Source organism: Lactiplantibacillus paraplantarum (assembly GCF_003641145.1).
GTDB classification, from domain to species: domain Bacteria; phylum Bacillota; class Bacilli; order Lactobacillales; family Lactobacillaceae; genus Lactiplantibacillus; species Lactiplantibacillus paraplantarum.
In genome coordinates this window covers 912,344-938,889 of record NZ_CP032744.1, presented here as the reverse complement: position 1 = coordinate 938,889, position 26,546 = coordinate 912,344, and the positions used below count along the sequence as shown (strand labels likewise).

Sequence of the window (26,546 nt, the reverse complement as noted above, 5' to 3'; positions counted from 1 at the left end):
TATTGTTAAGATTAATATTGCAACTACTTTAAATTAAAACGCACTCATCAAGAAATTAATTAAAAATCAAGCCCAAGCCCATAAAGACAATAAAAGAAAGACAGATCAACGTTGCATTTTTGATTGAAATCGTGAAGGTCTCGCGTTTGACTTGCCTGTGCATGAAAACCCGCGTATTTTTCCAGACCGGAATGATACTGATCAACGTCAATAGACTCATTTTGGGGAGTACCCCCATGAAAACGGCCATCACCAAACAAGCGTATCCAGCCACGTAACTCCAGGCAAACACTTGGAGCATTACTGGTTTACCAAGATAATACAAAATCGTATGCCGCCCCAGCGCAATGTCTTCATCCATATCACAAATATTATTAGCTAACATAATGTTGGAAATTGCAAAAATCGCCAAGCCTGAAGCAATCAAAACAGCAAGTGTTGACTGCCACGTGATAGCAGCTGTGTCATAAGTATTAATAAAAACGGCAATCCAAAAAATCATGAAACCCATCGTAAAACCAGAGAAGAACTCACCGAATGGGCCTTGTGAAATCGGCTTGGGACCGCCGGCGTAAAAGTAACCAACCGCATATGAATACAAGCCCATCCATAATAATGGCAACCCTGTTTGGGTCACTAACCATAGCCCGATAATTAGGGAAATTCCTGCTAACCCAAATGTAATCGTTCGTGCCTGGCCAATGGAGATTTGATTGACACCGACCACGTTAGTTTCCTGCAAAAACTCTTGGTTGTCATCATTACGAGGCGCGTGTAGAAAATCTTGATAATTATCATTCGCATTAGTCGCCATGTGAAAAAGTGACGAGGCAATAAAAAATAGCAATAAATACCCAAGATGCAACTGATGATAATTGTAATAAGCGTACATACTCCCCAAAACGAACGGTAACACGCTCGCAATCAATGATTTAATTTCAACAAATTCAAGAAACACTTTTGGCTTCAATGATTTACACCATCCTTTTGTTTGACAACCTTACTAGTTATTTGTACCTTTAATATAGATTGTATTTTAGAATGTGACTGGCTGCAAGTGTTGGCGTCAAAACGCCCCGGAGCCATCTCAAAAAAACGGGGGATCTCATCATGATGCAAACCATTTGGCAACCAGAAAGCCTTATCGCACAAGAATTAGCAGCTTTAAAGCCCTACCTAGCTACCAACGTAAAAATTAATAATGCGGCCATTAACGACCGGGTTCACGACTTACTCGCAGCGGGTGGCAAGTTTTTGCGTCCTGGCTTCTTTTACTTATTCAGTCAGTTTGGACCGGACCATGACACGACTCGTTTACGCGCCGGTGCTGCAGCTATGGAATTACTGCATGTGGCTACCTTGATCCACGATGATGTGATTGATGAGTCACCCGAACGGCGCCACGTCACGACGATTCACCAAGATTATGGTCAACGCAACGCCATCTATGCTGGTGACTTGCTATTCACTTGCTATTTCGATCAGGTTTTAATTGCTGCTAAAAGTGCTGACGACGTCAAGGTTAATACCGCCGCCATGCGGTCAATCCTCCAAGGTGAGCTTGACCAGATGGCACATAACTTCGATCCAACAACGACGGTTGATGACTACTTAACGATTGCTCGTGGTAAAACGGCCCGTTTATTCAGCCTGAGCTGTGAACAAGGGGCGCACTTTGCCGGGGCCCCCGCAAACGTTGTTAAATTAGCACAACAAATTGGTGAACGCATGGGACTAGCCTATCAAATGCTTGACGACGTCCTCGATTATGCCGGTGATGAGGTCTTAACTCAAAAACCAGTCCTTAATGATCTCCGTGATGGTGTTTATTCATTGCCCCTGATCTACGCCCTAACTACGGCGCCACAATTAGCAATGCAGCTACCACAATCAGGACATGACATCAGTAACGAACAGTTGCTTACCATTCGCGATCAGGTCATTGCGCTAGGTGGAGTCACGCAGGCCCAACAGTTAGCTACCCACTATACAAAAACTGCCCTTAACTTAATCGACCAACTACCAACCGGTGAAACGCAGCAAACCTTACGACGGTTGGTCACAGAATTGCTAGTTCGTAACCATTGATTTCGATTACTTTAGTAACAAAACCAGACTAATATCGAGTCTAGATCAAAACTAATTGTGCGCAGTTTCTTAAAAGACTTCTCAAGCAACTGCGCACAATTTTTCTATCAAGATGGTCGAAACGTACGCCAAAAGGTTGGTTATTCCGCTGAACCCATCGTCCATTTAAAAGCGTTACTGATTAATCCACAAGTCTCCAACTAGGATGAGCAACTGAAGTGGTTGGCCGACTAGCAGATACCGTAAAATCAATGGCGTCAGTTAAAACCTGCTCAAAATTAGGCTGTACGAAGGTTAGTCTCACCTGAGCCGTCCCCACACCAGTTGCTGTAACCGAGCCATCACGACTAACGGAAATAACCGCATCATTGGTGCCTTGAAAGCCCCAATGACCACCGCCCATAATAGTGCCGCCAGCCCCAATCCAACAGTCCGCTCCAATCTTAATTGGTCTAGTCTTAACCTTTCCCAACGATCGGCTTCCAGCATGTAATGGATGATAAATCGTAATCAGTTGGCAATGTGGCCCGATTAAAGTCCGCTCACCAATTTCAATTCGACCTTGATCAATTAAATCACAGTCGTAATTAATCATCGCTCCCCTACCAAGATACGTATGCTGACCGGTCGCCACTTTAATTGGTAAAAATATCATGTTGGATTTATCCGCTTTACCAAATAGCTGTTGCTTAATTTCAAGTGCGTCGCATCACCATAATTTAATTGATAATTCAATTTACTAGCGGTCCGCATCAAGTCATTAACATCGGGATCGGCAATATCATACCAACCACCATTTTCCATCGTTCTAACTGCCCCTGAGTCTTTCAGACTATAAGTCCCGTTCCCTTTTGATTCCATCAATTGTTTGCCTGTTTAAAATGCAAACAATCTCGCAAATTCAATTGTGACATCCTAATCATACAAAGCTAGCCGACCAATTGGAATCCCGAGTTAGCTTTGTTGCGCCTTAAAAGATGCCCACTGCTAACTATCCACACTGTTAGCATCCAACTTTATTTAGATGGTAGCGATTGGCTAGTTAAAAATAGTTACCATCCCCTGAGTATAAATAGTATTATAGTATCTGTATAAAGTTTGTAATAACGGGGTATGCTTTTTATTCAGGAGGGGTTTTATGAAAAAGATGGTTAACCGATTGCTGGGGGTCGCACTGGTGGTGGCGTCAATTACGATGTTGAGTTCAGTCTCGGCGACCGCCAATACTTACTATCACCGTACGCCAACTAAGGCCACGGCCAAAAAGACTTACTATACGACCGATACTAAGTCGCATACGTTTAGGGCCAATGGTCATTATAATCGCTGGACGTTTAAAGCTAATCATGACTTAAAAAATTATCGCAACACGGTCTGGACAACGACGCAACAAACTGACATTACCATGCATGGTAAAAAGGTACGCTACTACTGGGTTCATAACAGTAAGAACGGCGCTACCGGTTGGATTTGGAGCGGCTACTTAAAGCCTACCAAACCTAAATCAGCCCCATCGATTGCCACGCTCGTCTCCAGAATGAAAGTCGCTAAAAAAGCGCAACAAATCGTTACGGTCATTCAAAATGGCTCGTCCACTGCAACCCTCAAATTGTGGCAAAAAAACAGGACTGGTTGGAAAAACACATTAACATCGACTAGTCGCATTGGCGCTGCTGGGATTGGTAACTCACATGAAGGTAGTAGTACGACTCCGAAAGGCGTTTACCATTTAAGCTTTGCATTTGGTAAGGCTGCCAGTGCCCGAACTAGCGGCATGGCCTACCGCCAGATCAAGTCTAACTCATACTGGATTGAAGATCTGCACGATCGGCAGTACAATACTTGGCAAAACCGTAAATGGGCTAATAATAAGAACGAGCATTTGATCAACTACACCAAAGCTGCACCACACAATCAGTATCAGTTAGCTATCGTCATGGATAATCACGGCCAGCGGAATGGCTCCGGCTTCTTTATTCACGTTAAGAACCAATGGGCGACAGCCGGATGCGTTTCGATTAATTACAATGACGTCCGGACGTTACTCAGCCGCTTAGGCACTAAGGCTTACATTGTAGACGTTCAAAATCAGTCTCAATTAAGAAATTACTAGCGAGTAGGACAAAAGGTGGTCTGCTTGCGAGCATTAACGTAAATTCGGCAATTATTCCTGGGCTTGGACCAGTCACCGAATTTGGGTTAAGCGGAGCAAGCCACCTTTTGGCGCACATTTCGACCAGCTTGACAGAAAAATTGGGTTCAGTTTATTGAGAAGCAGTCTTTTCTTAAGAGACTGAACACTTTTAGTTGTGTCCCAATCTCGTGTACTAAAAAGGACTTGGCAGTAACTGCCAAGTCCTTTACTAGTTCGTTTGAAATTAAGGTATGCCCTCCACGCTTGTGCTAGTGCTTATTCACAACGATAGTCTAACTACTCAAAATCGTCATGGCCCTGATCTAAATCATAAAGGCGTTTAAATCGTGGCGCACTCGCATACAACTCGCTCGGCGTGCCGGCCATATCAAACTTGCCGTCTTCCAGGAAGCGCACCTGATCAACATGGTTAACACCTGCCAAATGATGCGTGACCCACAGAATCGTCTTATCGTGCAATACTCGGAACACCGTTGTGAGCAGATGGGCCTCAGTAATCGGATCAAGACTAACGGTTGGTTCATCCAAAATAATGATTGGCGCATCTTGCAATAAGATTCGGGCCAACGCTAACCGTTGCCGTTCACCACCAGAGAAACGCGCGCCGCCTTCTTCCACGACCGTCTCGTAACCATCAGATAGTGTCGCAATCAACGGTTCCAATTCAACGGCTTTCAGCGCAGCTTTAACTTGTTCATCCGTCGCCTGTAAGTTGCCCATGCGCACATTATTCATAATGGTCGTATTGAACAAGTATGGCTGTTGATCTAAGACACCAAACAACTGTGCTCGCTGATTTTGTAATCGTGCAACCGGGACATCGTTCAATTGAACCGTTCCGGTATCCGGTGTCAAGTCACCTAAAATCAATTTGAGCAAAGTACTCTTACCTGTTCCGGAAGGGCCTAACAGTGCTAACTTCTCACCAGCTTTTAAAGTCAGATTCAAGCCATCAAAAATTGAGTGGCCTCCCTCCGCGTATTTAAAATCAAGATCAGCAATCCGCAAAACTTGAAACGGTTCCGTTAAGACCGTCTGATCATGAGCATCTTCAGGTGTCGTATCTAACGCGTTCACCCGTTTGATTGACCGTTGATAGCTTGGCCATTCGCTAACACCCTGACTAACAGACTGCATTGCATCAACTAATGGAAAGACGGAAAGGACAAAAGCTGCAATCCAATTAGAACTAGCTGCATTCGTCGTCCAGTAAAAACTACTCCAGACCAGTAGCGCTAAGCAGATCACGCCAAAGATGATTTGAATCGTAAAGTCACGCCACCACTGAAAGCGATGGTCTTGCTTACGTAATGCTGCAATGGCTTCGATCGGTTTAGTCTGCCGTTCATAAAAATCAGTTTGTCGGCCCGCTATCAACCAATCACCCAGTCCCATGACTGAATCTGTCAACTGGGTATAAAAACCCTGTTGAATTTGGCGACTACGCGATTCACGAGCCCCATTCAATAGAACTGACCACAGTGGCATCACCACAACGACCAACCCTAACATTAATAACATCAGTAACCCGAACCACCAACTGAAATAACCGAGACCAATCACAATAATTACCGTCATGAGCCACGCGATTACGGTTGGAAAATCGGTTCGTAAATACAAATTCTCAATATGGTCAATGTCATCAGCTAAAATACTGAGAACATCGCCAGTCTGGAAGTTCTGACGGATTGCCACCGCATGCTTGGCAACCGCTTGATACAATTTCTTTCGAAAATCCGACACGATCCGTAATACCCAATTGTGACTAGTAATTCGTTCCGCATAACGAAACGCGGGCCGACCAATCCCAAACGCCCTTGTCAGGACGATTGGAACATAGATCATCAGAATATTATATGGGTGCCGTGCGGCCTTACTGATTAAATATCCAGAGTTGAACATCAACGCTGAACCACAGAAAAAAGTCATTAAGCCTAAGAATAAGGTCAATGCTAACAGCTTTTTATACTTCCGCAAATACGGCATGACCCAAGTATCATTTTTAAAAGTTGCTAAAAAATTCTTCATTAGATCGCACCTACCATTTCATCACGTAACCGGACATACGCCCCGTCATGAGCGGCTAATTCTGCCGGTGTGCCTTGTTCGACGATTTGACCATGGTCCATCACCAACACGTAATCCATCTGATTAATCCAATGTAATCGGTGGGTCGCAAAGAAGACTAAGTGGTCATCAAGGACCGGCAAAATCGTCGTTTTCAATTCTGCCTCAGTCTCAATATCTAAGTGAGCCGTGGGTTCATCGAATAATAGGATACGTCGTGAACTATCAAGGAAAGCCCGAGCTAAAGCAATGCGCTGCGCCTGACCACCACTCACGCCCCGTGAGCCCTCACCAATCGGTGTATCCAAGCCCGCCGGTAATGTCGCAATCCACGCGCTCAATCCCGCTTTTTCAGCAGCTTGCTCAATGGCGACACGCGAGGCAGCTGGTTGGTAAAAGGCCAGATTTTCAGCCAAAGTCGCGTGAAATAAATAAGGATTTTGTGGAATATAGAAGAAACTCTGTTGCCAAGCATCCTGACTTAAATGGGCCACTGTTTGACCGTTCACTTGAATTTGACCCTGCTTAGCAACCGGTGTCAAAAAACCACCTAACAAGTTGATCAACGTGGACTTACCAGACCCTGAAGCACCAATAATGCCAATTCGTTGATAACCTTGTACATCAATATTAATGTGTTGCAAGGCTAGCTGCTTATTATCATAACTAAAATCAACATCGTGTAAACTTAACGTACTATCAGCGTGCCATTCAACTGGCTTAGTTCCTAGTTGCTGACGCTCAGTCGGAACTGGCAACGCCAACATTTTTTGGACATCGGCGAAAGCATTCTTACCGTTCAACGTCGCGTGATAATCGTTAGCAAATGTCCGCAACGGTAAGAAATAGTCTGGGGACAAAACTAAAATAACTAGTGCTGGTAGTAACGTAATTGTACCGTTGATGAGACCAAATCCTAAAAATACGGCCACCACCGCGATCGATAACGTCGTAAAGAAATCCAAGGCAAACGTCGACAACATGGCGATTTTAATCACTGCCAGCGTTTGTTTACGATACCCCTCACTGACTTGATACACATTATCAGCATACCGCTTACTCAAGCCCAACTGCTTTAAAGTCGGTAAACCACGTAGCGTGTCAACAAAGTGGTTTGACATGCGCTGATAACCAACGTATTGCTTATCAGCCTTTGCTTGGGCGGCGTAGCCTAAAATAATCATGAATAAAATAATTAATGGAAAAATAGCTAGTAGAAAAAGGGCCTCGCGCCAACGTAACCACGCAATATAAATCAAAATGATCCACGGAATAATCATCATATCAATCACTTTGATGACAACTAACATCAAGTACGTCTGAACTTTATCGATACCTTCAAGTGCCGTTGTAACGACATTACCGGTCCCAGTCTTAGCGACGTACCCGGGACCTAGTCGGTAGAGTTTCTGCATAACTTGGCGCCGTAAATCGCCGGTCGTCCGTTCAACTAGCGGATACATGACACGGTTTTTAACGACAACTAATAATTGTCGCCCTACCCAGGCTAGTGCAAACCATAACATTGGCCGACTGATCGACGCCAGTGAATGCAAATGCCACAGACCAACAATGGCCACCGATAGATAGTAAGCTTGAAAGACAATACAGACACCTTCAATGATTGCTAACAATCCTAGAATGACCGCTGCACGGCGCATACCTGGTAGTTTAAATAACGCTGGATCAAACACATCCGATCCCTCCCTGCTTAAAATGAACGGGGTCGCGACCTTGGCACTTAGCCAAGGTCGCGACCCCGTTGGTGCTGTTGAGTTAATTGTACCACCGCACCTATAATACTGTCGTCATCAGCATTTAAATTACGATGCCAATCGTTTGTAGAAGACCCAATAACTCCAAATAAAGTAAATCAACATAATCGGTAATACCGACAATGAGATGACTGTCATCAGGTGTAATGTGTACGGCGAGTTAGACGCATCTTTAATGAGGATGCTGTAAGCCGAATTATTGGCAACCATTACTCGTGGGAATAATCCATTGAACAATAGGACTACTACGTCAATTAACGACAACCCACTACTGATAAATGACAACCACTCGTGGTTACCATAGACACCCCAAGTTGCTAATACCGTTAAGGCTACCAATGCCACTACTAAAATCGTCGTTGAAATTGGCTTTTTGGTAAAGAAATCAGTATTGAAGTACAGGAGAATCGCAAAGACGACTTCACCAGCAAATAAAACCCAATACAATGGTTTGGCCCATTGAAGTGCTCGTTCACGCAGCGTACCGGTTGTCTTCAAGCGAATAAAGTTCAATCCGTGCAAGTAACACAGTAACGTCACCGCAACCCCACCGACAATTGAGAACAGGTTCACATAATCGGTAAAATGCGCGGTCATATCGCCATTAGCATTGATTGGCATGCCCTTGACCAGCGCGGTAAACATCATGCCAAATAGGAAGGCGGCAAAGAAACTGCCTAAAGCAGCGGCCCATTCCCAGAAATTACGACCAGCGTCACTTTCCATCCGGCTCCGGAATTCAAATGACACGCCTCGCATAATAAGCGCGACTAAAATTAATAACAAAATGAGATAGAAACCTGAGAATAAGGAAGCATACCACATTGGGAACGAAGCGAACATCGCCCCACCAGCAGTAATTAACCACACTTCATTGGCATCCCAATGTGGACCGATTGTATGAATCACAACATCGCGCTCAGCGCGCGTCTGGGCTAAACTCTTAATGGTCATGCCGACCCCAAAGTCAAAGCCTTCAAGGAAGAAGAAACCACTGAATAGAACGCCCACCAGAATAAACCATAAAAATTGTAGATTACTCATGACTGAACGCCTCCTTACCATAAGGATCGTACGGTGCGTCATCACTAGCTTGTAGTAAATCGTCAGGGCCTTGATGTAAGGCACGCCGTGATAACACGATCATCACAATGCCTAAGCCACTGAACAAGCAGAAGTACACGATATTAGAAATCAATAACGAGGCCACACTAACATTTGGTGAGACGGCATCCGCAATCGTCAACAGGCCATAGACAACCCATGGATAACGACCTAATTCAGTAATTAACCACCCGGCCGTGTTGGCAGCGAATGGTAAGAACGTACAGATACCAAGAATCCATAGGAACCAACGTTGGCGTTCAATCAGCGTTGACTTAGCGCGATTGAAGTACAAACCAATAATGGCAATGAGGGCAAAAAGCCCACCGGCCACGGTCATCACCCGAAAGCTCCAGAAGAGTGTCTTGGTTGGAACATAGTAATTCATATCCTTGCCAAATTTCTTATCATACTTGGCATGTAATTCTTTATTAAGGGTATTTTGTCCCTTAACGTTACCGGACAATTTATGATAACTTAAAATGTCTAACACATACGGGATTTCAATTGACCAGTTGGCCTTATGATTCTTGGTATCCATCCCTTCAATAACTGCCCACGAAGCTGGCGAACCAGAATCTTTGTACAAGCCTTCAGTCGCAGCAAACTTCATCGGCTGTTCTTTAATGATATAGCGGGTTTGTAAATCCCCCATCCCAATTACACCGATGGACGCAATCAAACCAACAATCAAACTAACTTTAATTGATTTGCGGAAAAAGGTGACGTTTTTCTTCTTGAGTAATGCAAACGCCGCCATCCCAGCAACCACAAATGAGCCAGTCACAAAGGCCCCGAACAACACGTGCGGTAATTCGTACCAGAGCTGTTCGTTCTTAATAACTGCCGAAAAACTAGTCATTTGTGCCCGACCAGTCTTGGTATTGATCATAAAACCAACTGGATTTTGCATGAAACTGTTCGCTGCTAAGATCCACATGGCGGAAATCATCGTCCCAATTGACGTTAACCAGATAAACGCACAGTGGAGCTTGGCATTAAAACGGTCCCAGCCAAACATCCATAATCCAATAAACGTGGATTCCATAAAAAAGGCAACTAACGCTTCAATCGCTAGCGGCGCTCCAAAAATGTCACCCATAAAACGTGAATAATCAGACCAGTTCATCCCAAATTGGAATTCTTGTATAATCCCCGTCACGACACCAACGGCAAAGCTAAGTAAGAAAATCCGGCCCCAGAATTGTGCCATGTGCTTGTACATGACGTCTTTTTTGACGACATACACCGTTTCCATGATGGCAACAACCAAGGCTAAGCCGATTGATAATGGCACAAAGAAAAAATGAAACACCGTGGTCATCGCGAACTGAAAGCGCGCCAAGGATAAAATACTTAATCCGAGATTCATGATGGTCCCCCCTTTTTTAATTTATTCCCTACGAAAGCGGAAACACTTTATTCACCTTTCATAATAGCAAGTGATAAGTGAAATTTCAATCAATCTCAACTTTTATTCCCAAAATAGTCAAAGCCGCTAATTTTCAAAGCCACTATTTAGTACAATTGCTCGTTTGTAAGTTCACATTTTACTAATTAATTATTGGAGAAAAAGCTGGGATAAGGGCTTACCATCCCTCCTTTTCAAGGGTCGGTAAAAATAATAATTATGGTTAACCAGTTCAAGGATAGATTTATAGTATAAATAAATGACGGCGTTATTAAAAAAACCCCTATTTTGAAAATTTTCGCCTGCGAAAACGCAAACAAGGGCGCGATGACGTGCTATATTTTTAAACGTGCAATAGAATAAAACGTTACGAGGAGTAAATATCATGAAAAGGAATTCACAACAAACGACCACCGTTGATCATTATAAAATGTTCAAAGATGGCAAACATTGGGTTTATGCGGGGATTACCATTGCGGGGCTCGGCAGTACCTTAATGCTGACCACTAACGCGCTAGCAGCAACGACTACCCCAACGAGTGCCACGACCACTTCTGCTGCCAATGCCCCCGCGAGTGTCGCTAGCCAACTCAGTCAAGCCGCCGGGGCAACGGTGACTGATTCAAACACAACACTCACCACTGCTGCCAGCCACGCTGACAAGGTAACGACCGATTCCAATAGCGAGCCAACACCTGGCAATACCGAGGATCAAGTCAACACTAGCGCTGCTGATGCTAGTGCTACTACCAAGTCAGTTACTGACCAGGCCACTGTAGTTGCTAACAGTGCTAGTAGCACGGCGACTAATCGTATCACCGACAGTACTAGTTCGACGGTAACCAGTACTGTCGGTGATGATGAACAAGCCGCTAGCTCAGCCACTAGTAACGGCAATCAATCCAGTAGTACGACCACGACCGAATCAACTGCTGATACTACCACCACTAAAATGGCCACTACGACAAGCGCTAACCCTGATTCGACCACTACGCCGGTACCAACTAGTGTCACGGCCACAAGTGCCGCCAGTGCTGCCACCAGTGACAGTGGTCACGGCTTAATCTATGAAACCAACGACACGACCGGCAACCAAAAAAGTACGGTCACGATTACACAAAGTGGTCCTTACAGTGTGACTTGGAAAAAAGTGACCACCTCAGATAAGACGGACACTACGACGGTCACGTTAGATGCAAGTGACATCGTCGCCGTTGTTAATACGATCAAGGACTTAGCAAATCAAGCCGCAACGCCAGCCGGTCAGGAAAAATTGGCAGCCGCTAAGGCCAAGTTAGCGACAATTCTAGCCGAACTTAAGGAACTTCCAACCGATATTGCTAGTACGATTGTGGGCAACGTGCTTTATCCGATCGTCTTCACTGGAACTGGCTCAGAAACCCTTTCTAATTTACGAACCGAAATGAACGAACACCGTTATGACATTTCTAACACGTGGGAAGGTCTTGATCCAGTTGCTTACGCCGCTGACCGTGCTGCAGCCGAGGAATATTATCCGACAACCGTGACTTGGTGGGACAATGTCACTAAAGAGACTTGGACCCTGCCTGAATATAATGATCCGACTCAAAACGTTCGCGCCTACTACATCCAAAATGGTGACTCCACCAAGACTGTCATCATCGGTCAAGGTTGGACGGAACACGTTGATTGGATCGGCTATGTTTCTAAGATCTGGTATGACATGGGCTATAACGTCTTAATGCCAAGTCAGCGGGGCCAGTTCCTAAGTGATGGCGACAACTTGACTTTTGGTTATCAAGACAAGTATGACTGGTTGAACTGGGTCAAGATGGTCGACGAACGAAACGGTGCCAATAGTCAAGTTGTCTTCTATGGGCAATCCTTAGGTGCCGATACCGTGTTAGAAGCAGCCTCGGTCCCTGGCCTTTCAAAATCTGTGAAAGCCGTCGTCGCGGATGCCGGGTACGCCACCTTGCCAGAACTGGGTAGTTCGCTGTACACGAAAGCCATCAGCGCCGTTTCTAACGCGCTTCAATCCGTTGTTTTACCAACCATTACGAGCTTGCCATTTTTATCTTATGATAAAATCGTGGCGGCAATGAACGCACGCTTGATCAAGGAACAAGGTTTTAGTGTCGATGACTTGTCAGCGACGGACGCGGCTAGCAAAATTACCGTGCCACTACTCTTAATTCATACCCAAGATGATGCTTTTATTCCATATACCCAATCATTAGAATTAGCTGCCGCCAATCATTCGGCTGACCAAGAAGTTTGGATCCTACCAGGAACGGTCGGTGGACACGCTGCGGCCAATAATGCGATTCTCCAATACCGTCAACATTTGTTAGCTTTCTTAACACCACTGTTATCCGTAGCGGATGCTGAGGATGAAGCTGTCGATGTTGATCAAGTGCCGGATAACACTAATCAGAACACGACTGACAACCAGCCAACGACTGATTCTTCGACACAGGGCAATGGTCTTGCTAGCAACACTGATGCCGATGCGAGCGATTCTCAAACGACCACGACGACTAATGAGACAACTAGTGATCATCAAACCAGCGCAGATAACACCGCAACTAACGATAATGTAGCTGACACAACCGACAAGACTCAGACCAGTAACGATTCAACGACTGGATATGTTGATCTGACCGACACAGGTAACGCAGTGGATAGTGATCCAGAGACAACCGTGAACGCAACACATTCGACGACCACTAATAACGAGACACATTCTAGCAATCAGAACAGCGTTATCAAAGCTCAGGCCAATGATTCAACTATCAGCGTTGCAAATGCTACGACCAACACTGACTGGTTAGTTAACCACGATGACAGCGGTTCGGCAGTCACAGCTAGTCTGCGTCAAGATTTCAGTGACCGTGAAGTAAGTGTTTCGACCCCTACAACGGTCACTGCCGCGACAATGGAGACCAGCAATACTGATCTGGTCTCCGTCTCTTCACCGGCTACCAAAGCCACGGCCAGTCTCCCACAAACAAGCGAGACAACTCAGTCATGGCTAGGTGCGCTAGGTGCCAGTCTCCTAGCCGTAATAACTGGATTTTGGGCCCACATTCGGCGACGTTTTAATTAGTCAACTTTTACCAGCACAATTTGTCAATGTGGTATCCTTAATACAACTATTGTGAGAAAAGAGGAATCACCATGGACATTGGTACACAAGTGACATTCGTCTTGGAAGGTCAAACTTATACGGGAACAATTACGAAAAGTTACACCAATTCGTATCTAATTGCTTTTACAAGTCCTGATCCCGCCATCGTTGATAAGTATCACAACAAAGTAATTATTAGTCAGAAAAAAGTTCAGCTTGTTAAATAGCAGTTATCAAACAGCCACCGCCAGAAATATCAATTTCCGGCGGTGGCTGTTTGATCTTTTAAATTGCTCAACTCACAAATCATTGAACTTAACGAGAGTCCTAACAATCATTTTTTAAAGCGTAGTAACGGTGTCCCAATTAGTGGTGTTAAGATTCCAGCCAAAATTGCTTCCGGAATCCCATTAGAGGCAACGATGGTTAACAAATATGGCATTAGCTTACTCAAATTAACTTGATAAAAACCAGCAGCTTGGTGACGATACAATAATCCAATCAAGCCTAAGACTAGAATCGTGTTAACTAACGCACCTGCCACGCCTGCCAAGGTCAGCCCCAGCACCTTTTGATGCCGCTTCTGAAACCAAATAAAGATCCAACCAGCAATTAACCCAACTAGAATCCGTGGAATGACTGAAATCAACGGATTAGTAAATACAATTGGCGCTAACGGACTGGTCGGCGCCACAAATGCCCGAATCCATGCGATTAGCCCCCATGCTCCCCCAATAATAGCACCATCTCGTGGCCCTAAAACAACGGCCGCAATAATGACCGTCACGTGAATCGTCGTAATACTCAATCCTGGTAATGGAATATAGCCAAAAAATGGGACAATATTTTGAATGATCACAATTGCCATTAGTACTGCTAATACACTGATATGATAGGCGTTTGAACGTCTTTGCATCATCAGCCACCTCAATTCTCTTTACCTTATAAATTACGCGCTTAATTATAGCATACCCCCACGATAAACGTGGGGGCAAAAAAAGGCTGAAACAAAACTAATTCATGCTCAGTTCACTTAAGAATCCGAGCATGGTTTTTCTATCAAAATTATCAAAACGTACGCCCAAAGGTTGCTTGCAAGCAGACTACCTTTGGGCGCACGTTCAATTAATTATGATTTTGCTTCTTTATTACGCAGACCGGCGCGAATTCGGGAATGGCGATAACTATAAGCGAAGTAAATTACGATACCAATCGCTAGCCAAACACCAAACATGTGCCACGTGAACGCTTGTAAATTCAACATGAGATAAATACACGCCAGAAATGAGACGATCGGCAGTACCGGATAAAATGGCACTTTAAACGAACTATCAATTTGCTGTAGCGTTTCGTGACGGCGCAGGAAGACAACGCCAATCGAGACCATAGCGAATGCAAATAGCGTTCCAATATTAACTAATTCGGCAATTTTGTCTAACGGAATCACCGCTGCAAAAATACTGGCAATTATTCCAAAGATCCACGTACTTTTAACCGGAACTTTGGTATGCGGACTGACCGTCCGAAACACTTTTGGCAATAAACCATCACGACTAATCGCAAACAGCAACCGCGTTCCCCCATATAACATCACGATTAGGACGGTCGTCATCCCGACAACGGCACCGAGCGAAACGATGCCCGCCGCCCAGTTTTGATGAATAACAGCTAACGCGTAAGCGACTGGGTCACCAACATTCAACTTACTATAATGTACGACACCGACCAAGACAGCCGCCATGGCCACGTACAAAATCGAGGCCACTACCAACGAGCCAACAATCCCAATGGGCATATTACGTTTAGGATTCTTAACTTCTTCTGAGGCTGTCGATACGGCGTCAAACCCAATGTACGCGTAGAAAGCCAACGATGCCCCCTTCACTAGGCCATTAACCCCATGGGGCATAAACGGATGATAATTAGCTGGTTTAACAAAGAAAATCGCCACACCAATAAATAGCATAATGACAAGAATCTTAATAATCACCATGATTGAATTAACGCGGGTCGACTCTTGCAGGCCACCCACTAGTAATAGTGAAACTGCTAAGACCACCACAAAGGCAATCAGGTTGAACCCAGCGCCACTAGTGCCAGCGGTTCCCGCTGCAGCCGACAAGAATGCGGGGAGCTTCACCCCGAAGCCACTCATTAAATTCTGAAAATAAGATGACCAACTAACGGCTACTGATGAGACTGCAAACAAATACTCGGAGATTAGCGACCAACCTAAGATCCATGCCAGAAATTCGCCAAATACCGTATAAACATAAGTATAAGCGCTCCCTGCAAGTGGGATAGTCGAAGAAAATTCAGCGTAACATAATGCGGCCAATGAACAAACGATCGCAGCAATTACAAACGAGAGCATCGCTGCTGGTCCGGCATACTTGGCCGCAATAATTCCTGGTGTAATAAAGATCCCGGAACCAACGATCGCCCCGACACCCATCATCGTTAAACTAAACGCACTCAACGTCTTGGCGAGGCCACCCTTATTAAAACTAGCTGGATTGACTGGTTTCTTAACCAACAATCGTTGTGATGCTTTCATATGGTACGCCTCCTAATCAAAATCTTAATAATACAACGTTGTTAATTCTATTAATTTTTGTGCGATTAGTCAAGTAAATCTACTGATTTCAATTGAATCCTAACCGAATCGTTGCAGGATAACGTTTTACATCGTTGGTTATTTTAAACAAATTTATTAACAGTTCATAAGATTCACTAATTTTAATTTAACCACATTGTTATTAGAGCCACGATCAATAATCAAGCATGTCGCTAATACACCGTGTTCACATTGGCTAGTTGATCTGGCAAAATCTTATGATCAAAAATATGCTAGTCCTTAAGATCAAAAGTAACCAGCTTAGACCCAAAGCTTTAGGGAGCGGGCTAGGACGTGCATATACTGACACCTTGCAATCTAGCTAACTGGCCCGTTTTAATCATCGTTTATCTTAATCATAACTAGTTAGGTTACCCGCTTGTACTAGTTTTACTTATGACTTGTGGTCAAAAAAAGAAGCATTCCGTCTCTCTCAATCGGAATGCTTCTAACAAGTTTTTAGATATATTGAATTAACGTCATTAAGATTGGAACAACCACGATGAACAACACGGTACTCGTTGTCACGATATTCGTTGCGTATTCCACATCACCATGCGCCTCATTAGCCAAAATTGGTAAGACGGCCAACATTGGCGTCGCTGATTGAACGATCAACGTTTGCGATGCTAGTGTTGGGAAGCTGGCGCCCAAGTTACCAGCAACCATCAAGACAAGGATCATGATGATTGGTGACAAGATGAAACGACCAATTAAAGCAACAATCGTATCACGGTCGAACCGAATACTCTTCAGACCAGCATCAGCTAACACGATACCAATATAAATCAATGAAAGTGGTGTGACCAAGTTACCAACGTAGGTTAACGTCGAACTAACGAAGGAAACCTTCATAATCGGAATATTCAACAGTAAGAAAATTAACGCTACTAAGAAACCGACTAATGGCATTGGAATAACTTTCTTCCAGTCAATCTTATTATGCGTCTTTTCCTTGGATTTCGTTGGGTCATCGTTCGAGATTAAGAAGACCCCGAATGCCCACGTCGAAACAGTGTTGACGATATAGTAAACTAGGAAGTACGTCATACTCTTTTCACCAAACAACGCAATGTTCAAAGGTAACCCGATGAAGATCGTGTTGGCGTTAACGACCGCATTAATGAAAATCCCTTTACGGCCTGGACGAACCCGCATGATTTTAACTAATGCAAAGGCAATCAAGTAACCGATAATAACTGCCAGAAACGCATAGGCTAAGTAACCCGCAAACGATCCTAACTGCCCCCGCGTCAATCGACTCAGTACTGACACAAAAATCGATGCTGGCAAGGCGATATTCTTAATAAATTTAGAAATCGTCCCTGCAAACTTATCATCAAACCAACCGGCCCGTCGTAAAACGAACCCTAATATCATGATCAAAACGACAACTAAGACGCTTTGAATTGAATTCCATAAAACTCCCATGTGCGCTTATACCCTCTTACAATTCTCTTATTTTGCCGACACTATTTGCTGATGGCCCGGTATTCTGGGACCCACTTCATATCAGCAACCGCTTGTTTAGCATCTGCAATTGGTTCTTTGTTGAGCTTCTGATCGATAACACTTTGTGCCACGACTTCAGCTAATGTTTGTGAAAATTCAGTAATCTTCGCAACGGGTGGCAAGACTGCGGCACCCGGCTTCGACGTGTCAACAATGCCACCTAATGCATGGCAAGCGGCCGATAACGTTTCACTGTTCAGTACCTTGGCTGTTGAAGCAATCAAACCAAAGCCTAAACCAGGGTACATCAAGGCGTTGTTTCCTTGACCGATTTGGTAAGTGACACCTTTGTATTCAACATCATCAGCTGGAATCCCAGTAGCAACTAAGGCCCGGCCATCGGTCCATTTGATCAAATCTTCTGCCTTAGCTTCCGCTAACTTGGTTGGGTTAGAAAGTGGGAAAATAATTGGCCGGTCCGTGTGAGCTGCCATTTCTTTAATGATACTTTCAGTAAAGGTTCCTGGTTGCGTCGACGTCCCAATCATGACAGTTGGGTGCACGGCTTTAACGACGGCTTCCAAATTGGTTAATTCGTCAGCGTTGCTAAATTCACTCCGTTTGCGCGTGAAGGCTTTTTGGGCTGGGGTTAAGCCTTCCGTGTCGTCAAATAGTAAACCTTGCTTGTCAACAGCGTAGAAGTGTTGTTTTGCTTCTGCTTCTGTTAAACCAGCTTGCATCAATTCATCCAAGATTTGGTTGGCAATTCCCATGCCGGCCGTTCCGGCACCAAATGATAAGATTTTTTGATCCTTGATGCTTTCCTTTGAAATGTTCAATGCGCCTAAGATACCAGCTAATACAACCATCCCAGTTCCTTGGATATCATCGTTAAAGGTTGCGATTTGATCTTTGTACTTGTCCAAGATTACTTGCGCATTGTCGCGACCGAAATCTTCAAAGTGTAACAATGAATCTGGGAATAATTGTTGTTCAGCAGCAACGAACTTGTCGATCACATCATAGTATTGTTCGCCAGAAACACGCTTGTGCCGGTTACCGAGGTATAAAGGATCGTCTAACAATTTCTGGTTATTCGTCCCAGCATCGATGCTAACTGGAAGTACTTGTGATGGATCGATACCAGCAGCGGCGGTGTAAACCATCAACTTACCAATGGCGATATCAACCCCGTTAACACCCCAGTCACCCATACCAAGAATCCCTTCAGCATCCGTAACAACGACTAACCGGATATCACGGCCATCCGCTGCATTCTTCAAAGTTGCTTCAATATCTTCAGGTGCATCTACGGAAACAAAGGCCGCATTTTGTGGGTCCAAGAACAATTCATTATATTGTTCAATAGAATCAGCAACGACGGGATCATAAACGATTGGCATAAATTCAACCACGTGTTCATCCATCAAATGGAAGAATAGCGTCCGGTTTTCGTTAAAGAGATTCATCAAGAAAATCCGTTGTTCCAAACGACTTGGTTTGCTCTTGAATTGGGCATAAGCTTGCGTCGCTTGTTCATCAATCGTTTGTACCTTACTTGGTAACGTTCCAGTCAAGCCAAGTGCTTGGCGTTCTTCTTTGGTAAAGGCAGTCCCTTTATTTAAGAATGGGTTATTTAAAATTTCACTTGCAGTTTTTGTCATTACTGCGGCCTCCTAATTAATTTACATTTTCATCAATTTTCATTGCTAGGAAAAACGTCCTATCAATTTACAAATAATACTGTAACGCCCGTAAAATGTTATAGTCAAAACTATGCTATGATATAAATATATTAAATAAGGTCGCCACAAAAGCTGATATAGAAAGGAATAAAAATGAACACAAAAGACTTGGCTTATTTTGATGAATTAATTTCTCAAAAAAACTTTTCAAAAGTTGCGAAAACGTTCGGTGTCAGCCAGCCGACCATCACGACTGCAATCAAACGACTAGAGGCTGAATTTGGCGCCCCGTTAGTCATTCGTGACCGGGTCCAGAACACCTTGCACGTCACTGATAGTGGTGCTCAACTCGCCGAACATGCCAAAATCGTATTGCATGAATTACGGTTGGCTCATCAAGAAATTGACAATTTATCACAAAATCGTTTAATTTTAGGCTTACCACCGATTATTGAAAATCACTATTTTCCTAAGATTGGTGCCCGGTTAGCCGCTGAAGATCTCCTTGCTGGTCTTGAAACTGTTGAGGGTGGTTCCATCTGGTTGCGTAATGCGGTCCGGGATGGCCGCGTTGACATGACCCTCCTCGGATCGGTAGAGCCCCTCGCTTATCAGACCTTGATTGCCGAAGAATTTGACCGCCAACCCTTTTGTATCTATGTTTCTAAACAACACCCCCTGGCACAACGTAAGCGGGTTTACTTTAATGAGCTCCGCCGTGAAAAATTCGTTTTTTTTAATAGCAATTTCATTCACAACACGGCTTTCAATAAACTGACCCGACGAAATCATTTTCGCCCCAATATCGTTTTCCGATCCAATGACACCCACGTCCTGATGAAGTTAATCGGAGAAAATGTCGGGATTGGCTTCTTCACCAAAATCGTCGATCATTATCGAACTGACGTGGTCCGGCTTGACTTAATGGACATCGAACCACCTGAATTCATTACCAGCATCGTCTACCGGACAACCCACATTTTGACACCAGTACAACAGCAATTACTTACCATTTTGCATGAGACGCTAGCCACCCATGACGAGCAGTCAAAATGAGTTACTGGCAAACAAGAATAGCACCACCATCACAGTCAAAATAATTTGTGATGGTGGTGCTATTAAATTAAGTATCAGTATACGCCTTGTGCTAGTTATTTAATTTAGTACTAATCATGATTAATACGTGCCATTTAGGCTGAATTGCTGTTCATCAGCACGGATGCGTCCTAGTCCGACCTCCGAGGCTGGGTGACAATTGCTGGAACGTAGCCGACGTCGATTTGAGCTCACGCAGCACCCCACTGCGCAATCTCAAATACGAGTCTTATTCTAAGCCGGAAGGAAATCACTTCCAGCTAAGAATAATTTGGCTACTGAGCATTGTCACCCAGCCCCTCCAGTCTCAAGAGTGTGAGGGGCCACGGGTTGAAGCCGAGCATTGCCTAGCCAACGGATTAATGCGGTTTTGGCATTAGTCCGTTAGCGTAGCAAGCACAGGCTTCAGTGGCACCGAACACGTTTCGGGAAGCCGCTCGAATGGCTGATGAACAGCCACTTAACTTGGTACAATCGGTCGTTGAATATTTTGATACTGGGACTTCAATTAAACGTTAAGTTATCATCGTCCATTTTAGCTACTCCAATACTAATATGGTGATTTAGGCATAGTTGAACTGTCAAAATAGGATTATCAGTCTGACAGTTTGCTGACAAGATTATCGTTTGAGAAAAATAATGATCAATTCATCAAAAGTTGGGTACGTCCATGTCTGCCATTCGAATACTGTCCCGACTGGAAGGCGTTTCTGACAATGCTCAGCGATGAAATTCCACTTAGCAAGCGTTCTTGGCTTGGTTAGTGGAAGACCAGCATTTAAGACGTGGGTTTCGGCTTAAATCTGTGTCCATCGCGTTCCAGCAATTGGCAGAAATGCCTGGAAGTCGGTCTAGGACGCACCAACCAGGCAGGTCTACACTAACTCGAACTTATTTCCAGCGGGCCTAAGCTGGTTGGCTTTGACTTTAACCAATTGGCACGTATTAATCATGATTCATGACAAAATAACTAGCACAACGCGTATCAGTATTATAATTATGATTGGCCATGAATCATAGTCGCTTAACAGACCCAATGCGTTAAATACTTATTAAGTCTAACATTCAGTCATCATTAGTCATGGTCGCCCTTACGCAACTTGTTGAATTCAAAGGTATCAGTTTAATTCCGTCCAAAAGTCAACCTAGCTGTATGAACACCAACAGATTGGCGACGTTCCAATGATTGCTTTGAGCTGCAAGCCACTAGGCACAACGGTCCTTAAATTTCCATTTTAAGTAACTGATCAATAAAGCGCTGCTCATCCGCTGTCGGTAAGTAACCGGCCCGCGTGACGACTGAAATATTAAAACTGACCGGTAACTGATCGTTAATGGCCAGACTTACGACACCATCGTCCGCTTTTACGACATCGCGAACTAACAAACTAATGCCTAAATTAGCTTTGACCAACGCCTTGACCCAAGAAATATCCGGTGTGCGATAAATCACTTCTGGATGGACCCCAGCAAAATCACAATATGCTTGAAATGCCTGGGGATGTACGAACTTGCCATCCAAACCGATAAACTCGGCTCGCCCTAAATCTTTAAAACTGACCGCCGTCTGTTTTGCCAAACTATTTTGGGGACTCACAATGATACTAAATGGCCGTGCGCCTAATCGAACCGCATGCACCGCGGGTAAATCAAACGGTAAGTACGATCCCAATAAAGCGATGTTGATTTCGCCATGTACTAATTTACGTAATAGTTCGTCCGATCCCGTTTCAGTTATTTTCAACTGCTGGAGTAACCCATTTTGTAATAACTCACCGGCAATTTGTGGAAAATATAAGGTACCAATGATTGGCGGCAAGCCAAAACGAATCTCAGCTTGTTGGGCGCTTTTAATTTCTCGGTGAGCCAGCTTTAAACTAGCCTGAATTTGTTGTGCGTTTTTATACAGCAACTGTCCCGCCCGCGTGATATTGGTTTGTTGATGACGCCGGTCTTGAATCACCAACTTAACTGCAAATTCCTTTTCTAGTCGATGAATCGCCTGCGTTACCGCGGGCTGTGAAACGGCAAACTGTTTCGCCACCATCGTGTAATTCTGACAATCGACCAACGCGCGAAAGTAATCTAAATCCCGAGTATTCATGCGCGATCACCAAATTCCGTGACGTACATCGTCATGATTTTTTGCTGGAGTTCGGCTACCGAGTGTCGTCGTGAACGTGCACAATCCTTGGCTTCACGGCGACATAATAGGCACCGCCGCTTCGGTAGTCCTAAATCAGTCCGTGATAGTGCCCGCTGCGAGCCCGCCTGCAAGATGTCTATATCATACAAGCGCCCCAACGGATCTTGTTCTTCAAATGCCACGGCCATCCGCTTACTAGTCGCAAAGTCAGTTGTCAAGATTAGGAAACGCTCATTACCGGCCGGATGGTTCCAGTCAGCAGCCACCGTATATGTCGGTAGCTCAGCTTCAAAACGCTGCACCCCCGCTAAGAACAGCCGTCGCAGTGCGTCGTTATTCTTAATTGGTCCCGGAATATTCAATTTGATCGCCGCAATCGTAGCCTGGGGATGAGTCGTCATCAACTGTTGTTGGTATGCCACTCGTTGATCCCGGGCCGCTAGCATATCCGTAATCGTTTGGGGCGTCCCCGCTGTAAAAATAGTCGCCATCGCTGTCACTTTCTTCCTATAGTAGATGCTTATACTCTCAGCTTAACTGAAAATCACTGATTTTTAAACCAATTATGCTCACTTTAACCCGTTATAACTCATAAAAATCGGCCCCGTCACCAATATCGATGACGGGGCCGATTAATCTCGGTTCGAGTATCTAAACGAATCTTATTGCAAATACTTAAACATTTGTTGGCCAGCTTGCCGCCCGAAGATCACCGTCTCAGCAATCGAGTTACCACCAATACGGTTATTACCGTGTAAACCGCCAACGACTTCACCAGCCGCAAACAAACCAGCAATTGGCTGTTCCTGCTGATTTAAGACTTGAGTCGCCGGATTAATGGCAATGCCACCCATTGTATAGTGAACGGCCGGTGCAATATGAATCGAATAGAATGGTCCCGTTGCAATATCACGATCCATCCCAGTTGTCCGGTCAAAGGCCGCATCGTCGTGACTGGCAACTGCTTGATTCCAGTCAGTAACGGTCTGTTCGAGCGTCGCCCCATCTAATCCAGTCTCAGTTGCTAAAGTGGTCAAATCGGCCCCAGTCTTCACTAGCCCAATGTGGTCATAGAACTCAACCGCTTTGACGCGGTCACGAATGCCCCGATCAAAAATCAGGTAGGCCCCGGTGCCGCCTAATTGATCAATGGCAGCCGTCACATTTTTACGGGTATCCAACTCATTGACAAAACGTGCACCCTGTTGGTTGACTAAAATGGCGCCCTCACCCCGGACAGCCTCGCCAATCAAGTATGCGTGGTCGGTATCTTGTTGAACCGTTGGATGAACTTGGACTTGGTCCATATCAACAACTTTCGCACCAACGGCTTCCGCTAACAAGATGCCGTCACCAGTCGCACCCGGCTGATTAGTCGTCTGATAATTTTTGAGATCATCACGATACTTACCGAGTAACGCCTTGTTCGCACCAAAGCCCCCAGTTGCTAGCAACACAGCGCCAGCCGTAATCGTGACAGCACCATCAGCAGTCGTTGCCTTCACGCCACTGATTTTGTCAGCGTCGACGATCAGTTCATCAACCTTAATGTCTGTGAACAATGGCAATTGGGCAGCCGCCACCTGTTTTAATAATTCGGTAACTAAGAAACCACCAATTGGTGCCATTGAGCTTGGGCGATGGGTTCGCATCACGCTCATGCCACCCGTAATTGTCAAATCGTCTAACTTGATGCCGTGATCCGCTAACCAGTCAATTGCTAATGCACTGTGTTCTGTGAAGAACTTCAATAGGGCTTGATTATTCATTCCGCCGCCACCTTTAAGGGTTTCGCCGTAGAAATCACCAAAACTATCAACAATGTGGTGATGCAGTTGCACGTTGGTTTCAGCCGCATTCATTCCTGATGAAGCCCGGGTAGTGTTCCCACCAATCTTAGGCATTTTTTCTAGAATAACGGGTTTCAATCCCAATTCATGTGCTTGAATGGCAGCTGTTAGGCCAGCACCACCTGATCCAATAATAATCACGTCATAGTTTGGTTTTAAATCCGCTAATGCGGTTGGTGTAAATGTAAATTTATCAGCCATTGAATACCACTACTCCTCTCAATTCGTCCGGGCTAGCAAATGAACCTAACGCTCAAGGCCCCATTTTTATTAGCCCAACAATTAACAAGCAGATTACTGCGGTTAACTCGACACGGGCCATCATTCCAAATCTAGGAATAACGGCCCGTGCCACGTTAAGATACGTCAGCTAACCGACGCTTGACCTCTGCTTATTTTACCTTAATCATCAATATTCGTCATATCAATTGGAACCATCCATTCATCGAATTGTTCCGCCGTGACTTTCCCCGACTTGATCGCTGCTTCACGTAAAGTTGTTCCGGCTTTTTCAGCGGCTTGGGCAATCATCGCACTATCATGGTAACCGATATGTGGTGACAATGCCGTAACAGTCATCAAAGAACTGTCGACTAATTCTGCCATCCGATCTTGGTTAACGGTCAAACCAGCAATCATCCGGTCAGTGAAGCCGGTAATCGTTCCGGCTAACAATTCAGCGGATTCTAAGAAGGCATCAATCAAGACCGTCTTGTAGACGTTCATTTCAAAGTTACCTTGACTAGAAGCTAAATCGACGACCACGTCATTTCCCATGACCCGCACAGCCGCCATCGTGATAGCTTCAGCTTGGGTTGGGTTAACTTTCCCAGGCATGATTGATGAGCCGGGTTCGTTAGCTGGAATGTTTAATTCGTCATAACCGGCCCGTGGACCACTTGCCAAGAATCGTACGTCATTGGCAATCTTCATTAAATCAGCCGCCAACGTCTTGATGGCACCGTGGACCACGTTCAAACCAGAATGATGAGCTAAACCATAGAATTTGTTGGAATCAGCCGTAAATTCAATGCCGTACAGTTTACTCATGGCAGCGGCAATATTTTCAGCAAAATGAGGGGCAGCGTTTAGACCAGTCCCAACAGCGGTCCCACCCATTGCGAGTTCGCCTAAAGTTGGATTCAATTGCTTCAAGTAAGCAATATCATGTTCAATCGCACTGGCCCAACCACTCACTTCTTGACCAAAAGTTAGTGGCGTGGCATCTTGAAGGTGAGTCCGACCGATCTTTACTACCCGCCAGTACTTCTTTTGCTTAATTTTCAGTTCTGCTAACAAGTGTTCTGCAGCAGAAATCAACTTATCCACGGCAACCGCGGCCGTAATGTTCATTGCGGTTGGAAAAATATCGTTAGAACTTTGACCATGGTTCACATCATCGTTTGGTAAGATTTCAATATCTGGGTTGATCTTGCCAGCCATATGCGCGACCACTTCGTTAACATTCATATTTGTTTGCGTCCCTGAACCAGTTTGGTAAACAACCAGTGGAAAGTCCTTACGCAAATCTTCATCGTCGAGCGCTAATAACTTATCAATGGCAGCCACGATTAAATCAGCTTTTTCGGCAGTCATTGCTTCAACTTCCTTATTCGCAATTGCGGCGGCCCGCTTGATTTGAAGTAGTGCCCGAATCATTTCCAACGGCATCTTCGTACCAGTTGGGAAGTTATGGCGACTCCGTTCCGTCTGGGCACCCCATAGTGCGTTCGCAGGAATTTTAACTTCGCCTAAAGTATCTGATTCAACTCGATATTCTGTCATGTTGATAACCTCCAATTAATGTGTTGGTAAGCGCTTACTAAGTGTGTGAAAAAAATAACATTTAGTTTATAAACTAAGTTTACCGTCCAAATACCGCTATAGTCAAACTGTATTTTAGCTATAAGTATTAATTATGAGGTTGATATATCGGCGCTTAAGCGTACTAAAAAAGAAAATTACAGCCTTTGGATAAAAATGTTTATT

General features: G+C 44.6%; 20 protein-coding genes. 5 read left to right on the top strand and 15 right to left on the bottom strand.

What is annotated here, in order from left to right:
- Window positions 1-55: 55 nt before the first annotated feature.
- Entirely contained in the window at window positions 56-970 is a 915-nt protein-coding gene (locus LP667_RS04495; protein WP_021730666.1) for a prenyltransferase, read from the bottom strand.
- A gap of 140 nt (window positions 971-1,110) precedes the next feature.
- Between LP667_RS04495 and LP667_RS04490 the strand changes: the two genes are divergently transcribed.
- Window positions 1,111-2,088, top strand: coding sequence for a polyprenyl synthetase family protein (locus LP667_RS04490; protein WP_021730667.1), 978 nt, complete (start codon window positions 1,111-1,113; stop codon window positions 2,086-2,088).
- Window positions 2,089-2,269: 181 nt separating this feature from the next.
- On the opposite strand, the gene LP667_RS04485 is transcribed toward LP667_RS04490, so the two are convergent.
- The gene (locus tag LP667_RS04485; RefSeq protein WP_021730669.1) at window positions 2,270-2,743 is read right to left on the bottom strand and encodes an LbetaH domain-containing protein; all 474 of its coding nucleotides are present in this window, start codon (window positions 2,741-2,743) and stop codon (window positions 2,270-2,272) included.
- Window positions 2,740-2,949 (bottom strand): hypothetical protein, encoded by a 210-nt coding sequence (locus tag LP667_RS16675; protein WP_131505616.1) that lies wholly within the window; start codon window positions 2,947-2,949, stop codon window positions 2,740-2,742. Before LP667_RS16675 ends, LP667_RS04485 begins: the two co-directional genes overlap by 4 nt.
- Before the next feature lie 277 nt (window positions 2,950-3,226).
- Here LP667_RS16675 and LP667_RS04480 point away from each other — a divergent pair, with 277 nt between their 5' ends.
- Window positions 3,227-4,201, top strand: coding sequence for a L,D-transpeptidase family protein (locus tag LP667_RS04480; protein WP_021730671.1), 975 nt, complete (start codon window positions 3,227-3,229; stop codon window positions 4,199-4,201).
- 318 nt (window positions 4,202-4,519) lie between these two features.
- Here the strand turns inward: LP667_RS04480 and cydC are convergent, their stop codons facing one another.
- From cydC to LP667_RS04460, 4 genes are all read right to left on the bottom strand, one after another.
- Window positions 4,520-6,271 carry a thiol reductant ABC exporter subunit CydC gene (gene cydC, locus LP667_RS04475; protein WP_056988402.1) on the bottom strand — a complete coding sequence of 584 codons (1,752 nt, stop codon included), beginning with the start codon at window positions 6,269-6,271 and terminating at the stop codon, window positions 4,520-4,522.
- Window positions 6,271-8,004 carry a thiol reductant ABC exporter subunit CydD gene (cydD, locus tag LP667_RS04470; RefSeq protein ID WP_021730673.1) on the bottom strand — a complete coding sequence of 578 codons (1,734 nt, stop codon included), beginning with the start codon at window positions 8,002-8,004 and terminating at the stop codon, window positions 6,271-6,273. The genes cydC and cydD overlap by 1 nt, the downstream gene beginning before the upstream one ends.
- 129 nt (window positions 8,005-8,133) lie before the next feature.
- The gene (cydB, locus tag LP667_RS04465; protein ID WP_021730674.1) at window positions 8,134-9,129 is read right to left on the bottom strand and encodes a cytochrome d ubiquinol oxidase subunit II; all 996 of its coding nucleotides are present in this window, start codon (window positions 9,127-9,129) and stop codon (window positions 8,134-8,136) included.
- Window positions 9,122-10,561 (bottom strand): cytochrome ubiquinol oxidase subunit I, encoded by a 1,440-nt coding sequence (locus tag LP667_RS04460; protein WP_021730675.1) that lies wholly within the window; start codon window positions 10,559-10,561, stop codon window positions 9,122-9,124. The genes cydB and LP667_RS04460 overlap by 8 nt, the downstream gene beginning before the upstream one ends.
- Before the next feature lie 424 nt (window positions 10,562-10,985).
- Between LP667_RS04460 and LP667_RS04455 the strand changes: the two genes are divergently transcribed.
- Window positions 10,986-13,691 (top strand): serine aminopeptidase domain-containing protein, encoded by a 2,706-nt coding sequence (locus LP667_RS04455; protein ID WP_021730676.1) that lies wholly within the window; start codon window positions 10,986-10,988, stop codon window positions 13,689-13,691.
- A 71-nt stretch (window positions 13,692-13,762) separates the two neighbouring features.
- The gene (locus LP667_RS04450) at window positions 13,763-13,939 is read left to right on the top strand and encodes a hypothetical protein (RefSeq protein WP_021730677.1); all 177 of its coding nucleotides are present in this window, start codon (window positions 13,763-13,765) and stop codon (window positions 13,937-13,939) included.
- Between the two features lie 107 nt (window positions 13,940-14,046).
- Here the strand turns inward: LP667_RS04450 and LP667_RS04445 are convergent, their stop codons facing one another.
- The 4 genes from LP667_RS04445 to LP667_RS04430 all read right to left on the bottom strand — a co-directional run bounded on the left by LP667_RS04445 (window position 14,047) and on the right by LP667_RS04430 (window position 19,445).
- Entirely contained in the window at window positions 14,047-14,628 is a 582-nt protein-coding gene (locus LP667_RS04445; RefSeq protein WP_021730678.1) for an ECF transporter S component, read from the bottom strand.
- Window positions 14,629-14,841: 213 nt separating this feature from the next.
- Entirely contained in the window at window positions 14,842-16,269 is a 1,428-nt protein-coding gene (locus tag LP667_RS04440) for an amino acid permease (RefSeq protein ID WP_021730679.1), read from the bottom strand.
- A 519-nt stretch (window positions 16,270-16,788) separates the two neighbouring features.
- Window positions 16,789-17,760, bottom strand: a complete 972-nt coding sequence (locus LP667_RS04435) for an AEC family transporter (protein WP_021730680.1) — start codon at window positions 17,758-17,760, stop codon at window positions 16,789-16,791.
- 41 nt (window positions 17,761-17,801) lie between these two features.
- Complete coding sequence (locus tag LP667_RS04430; protein WP_021730681.1) at window positions 17,802-19,445, bottom strand: malolactic enzyme; 1,644 nt, start codon at window positions 19,443-19,445, stop codon at window positions 17,802-17,804.
- A gap of 174 nt (window positions 19,446-19,619) precedes the next feature.
- Between LP667_RS04430 and LP667_RS04425 the strand changes: the two genes are divergently transcribed.
- The gene (locus tag LP667_RS04425; RefSeq protein WP_021730682.1) at window positions 19,620-20,522 is read left to right on the top strand and encodes a LysR family transcriptional regulator; all 903 of its coding nucleotides are present in this window, start codon (window positions 19,620-19,622) and stop codon (window positions 20,520-20,522) included.
- 1,261 nt (window positions 20,523-21,783) lie between these two features.
- Here the strand turns inward: LP667_RS04425 and LP667_RS04410 are convergent.
- The 4 genes from LP667_RS04410 to LP667_RS04395 form a co-directional block, all read right to left on the bottom strand.
- A complete protein-coding gene (locus LP667_RS04410) occupies window positions 21,784-22,665 on the bottom strand; it encodes a LysR family transcriptional regulator (protein WP_021732487.1) in 882 nt (293 codons plus the stop codon).
- On the bottom strand, window positions 22,662-23,198 hold the full coding sequence (citX, locus tag LP667_RS04405; protein ID WP_033609637.1) for a citrate lyase holo-[acyl-carrier protein] synthase: 537 nt from the start codon (window positions 23,196-23,198) through the stop codon (window positions 22,662-22,664). The genes LP667_RS04410 and citX overlap by 4 nt, the downstream gene beginning before the upstream one ends.
- Before the next feature lie 171 nt (window positions 23,199-23,369).
- On the bottom strand, window positions 23,370-24,758 hold the full coding sequence (locus LP667_RS04400) for a flavocytochrome c (RefSeq protein WP_021732485.1): 1,389 nt from the start codon (window positions 24,756-24,758) through the stop codon (window positions 23,370-23,372).
- A 201-nt stretch (window positions 24,759-24,959) separates the two neighbouring features.
- Window positions 24,960-26,342, bottom strand: a complete 1,383-nt coding sequence (locus tag LP667_RS04395; protein WP_021732484.1) for a class II fumarate hydratase — start codon at window positions 26,340-26,342, stop codon at window positions 24,960-24,962.
- Between the last annotated feature and the right edge of the window lie 204 nt (window positions 26,343-26,546).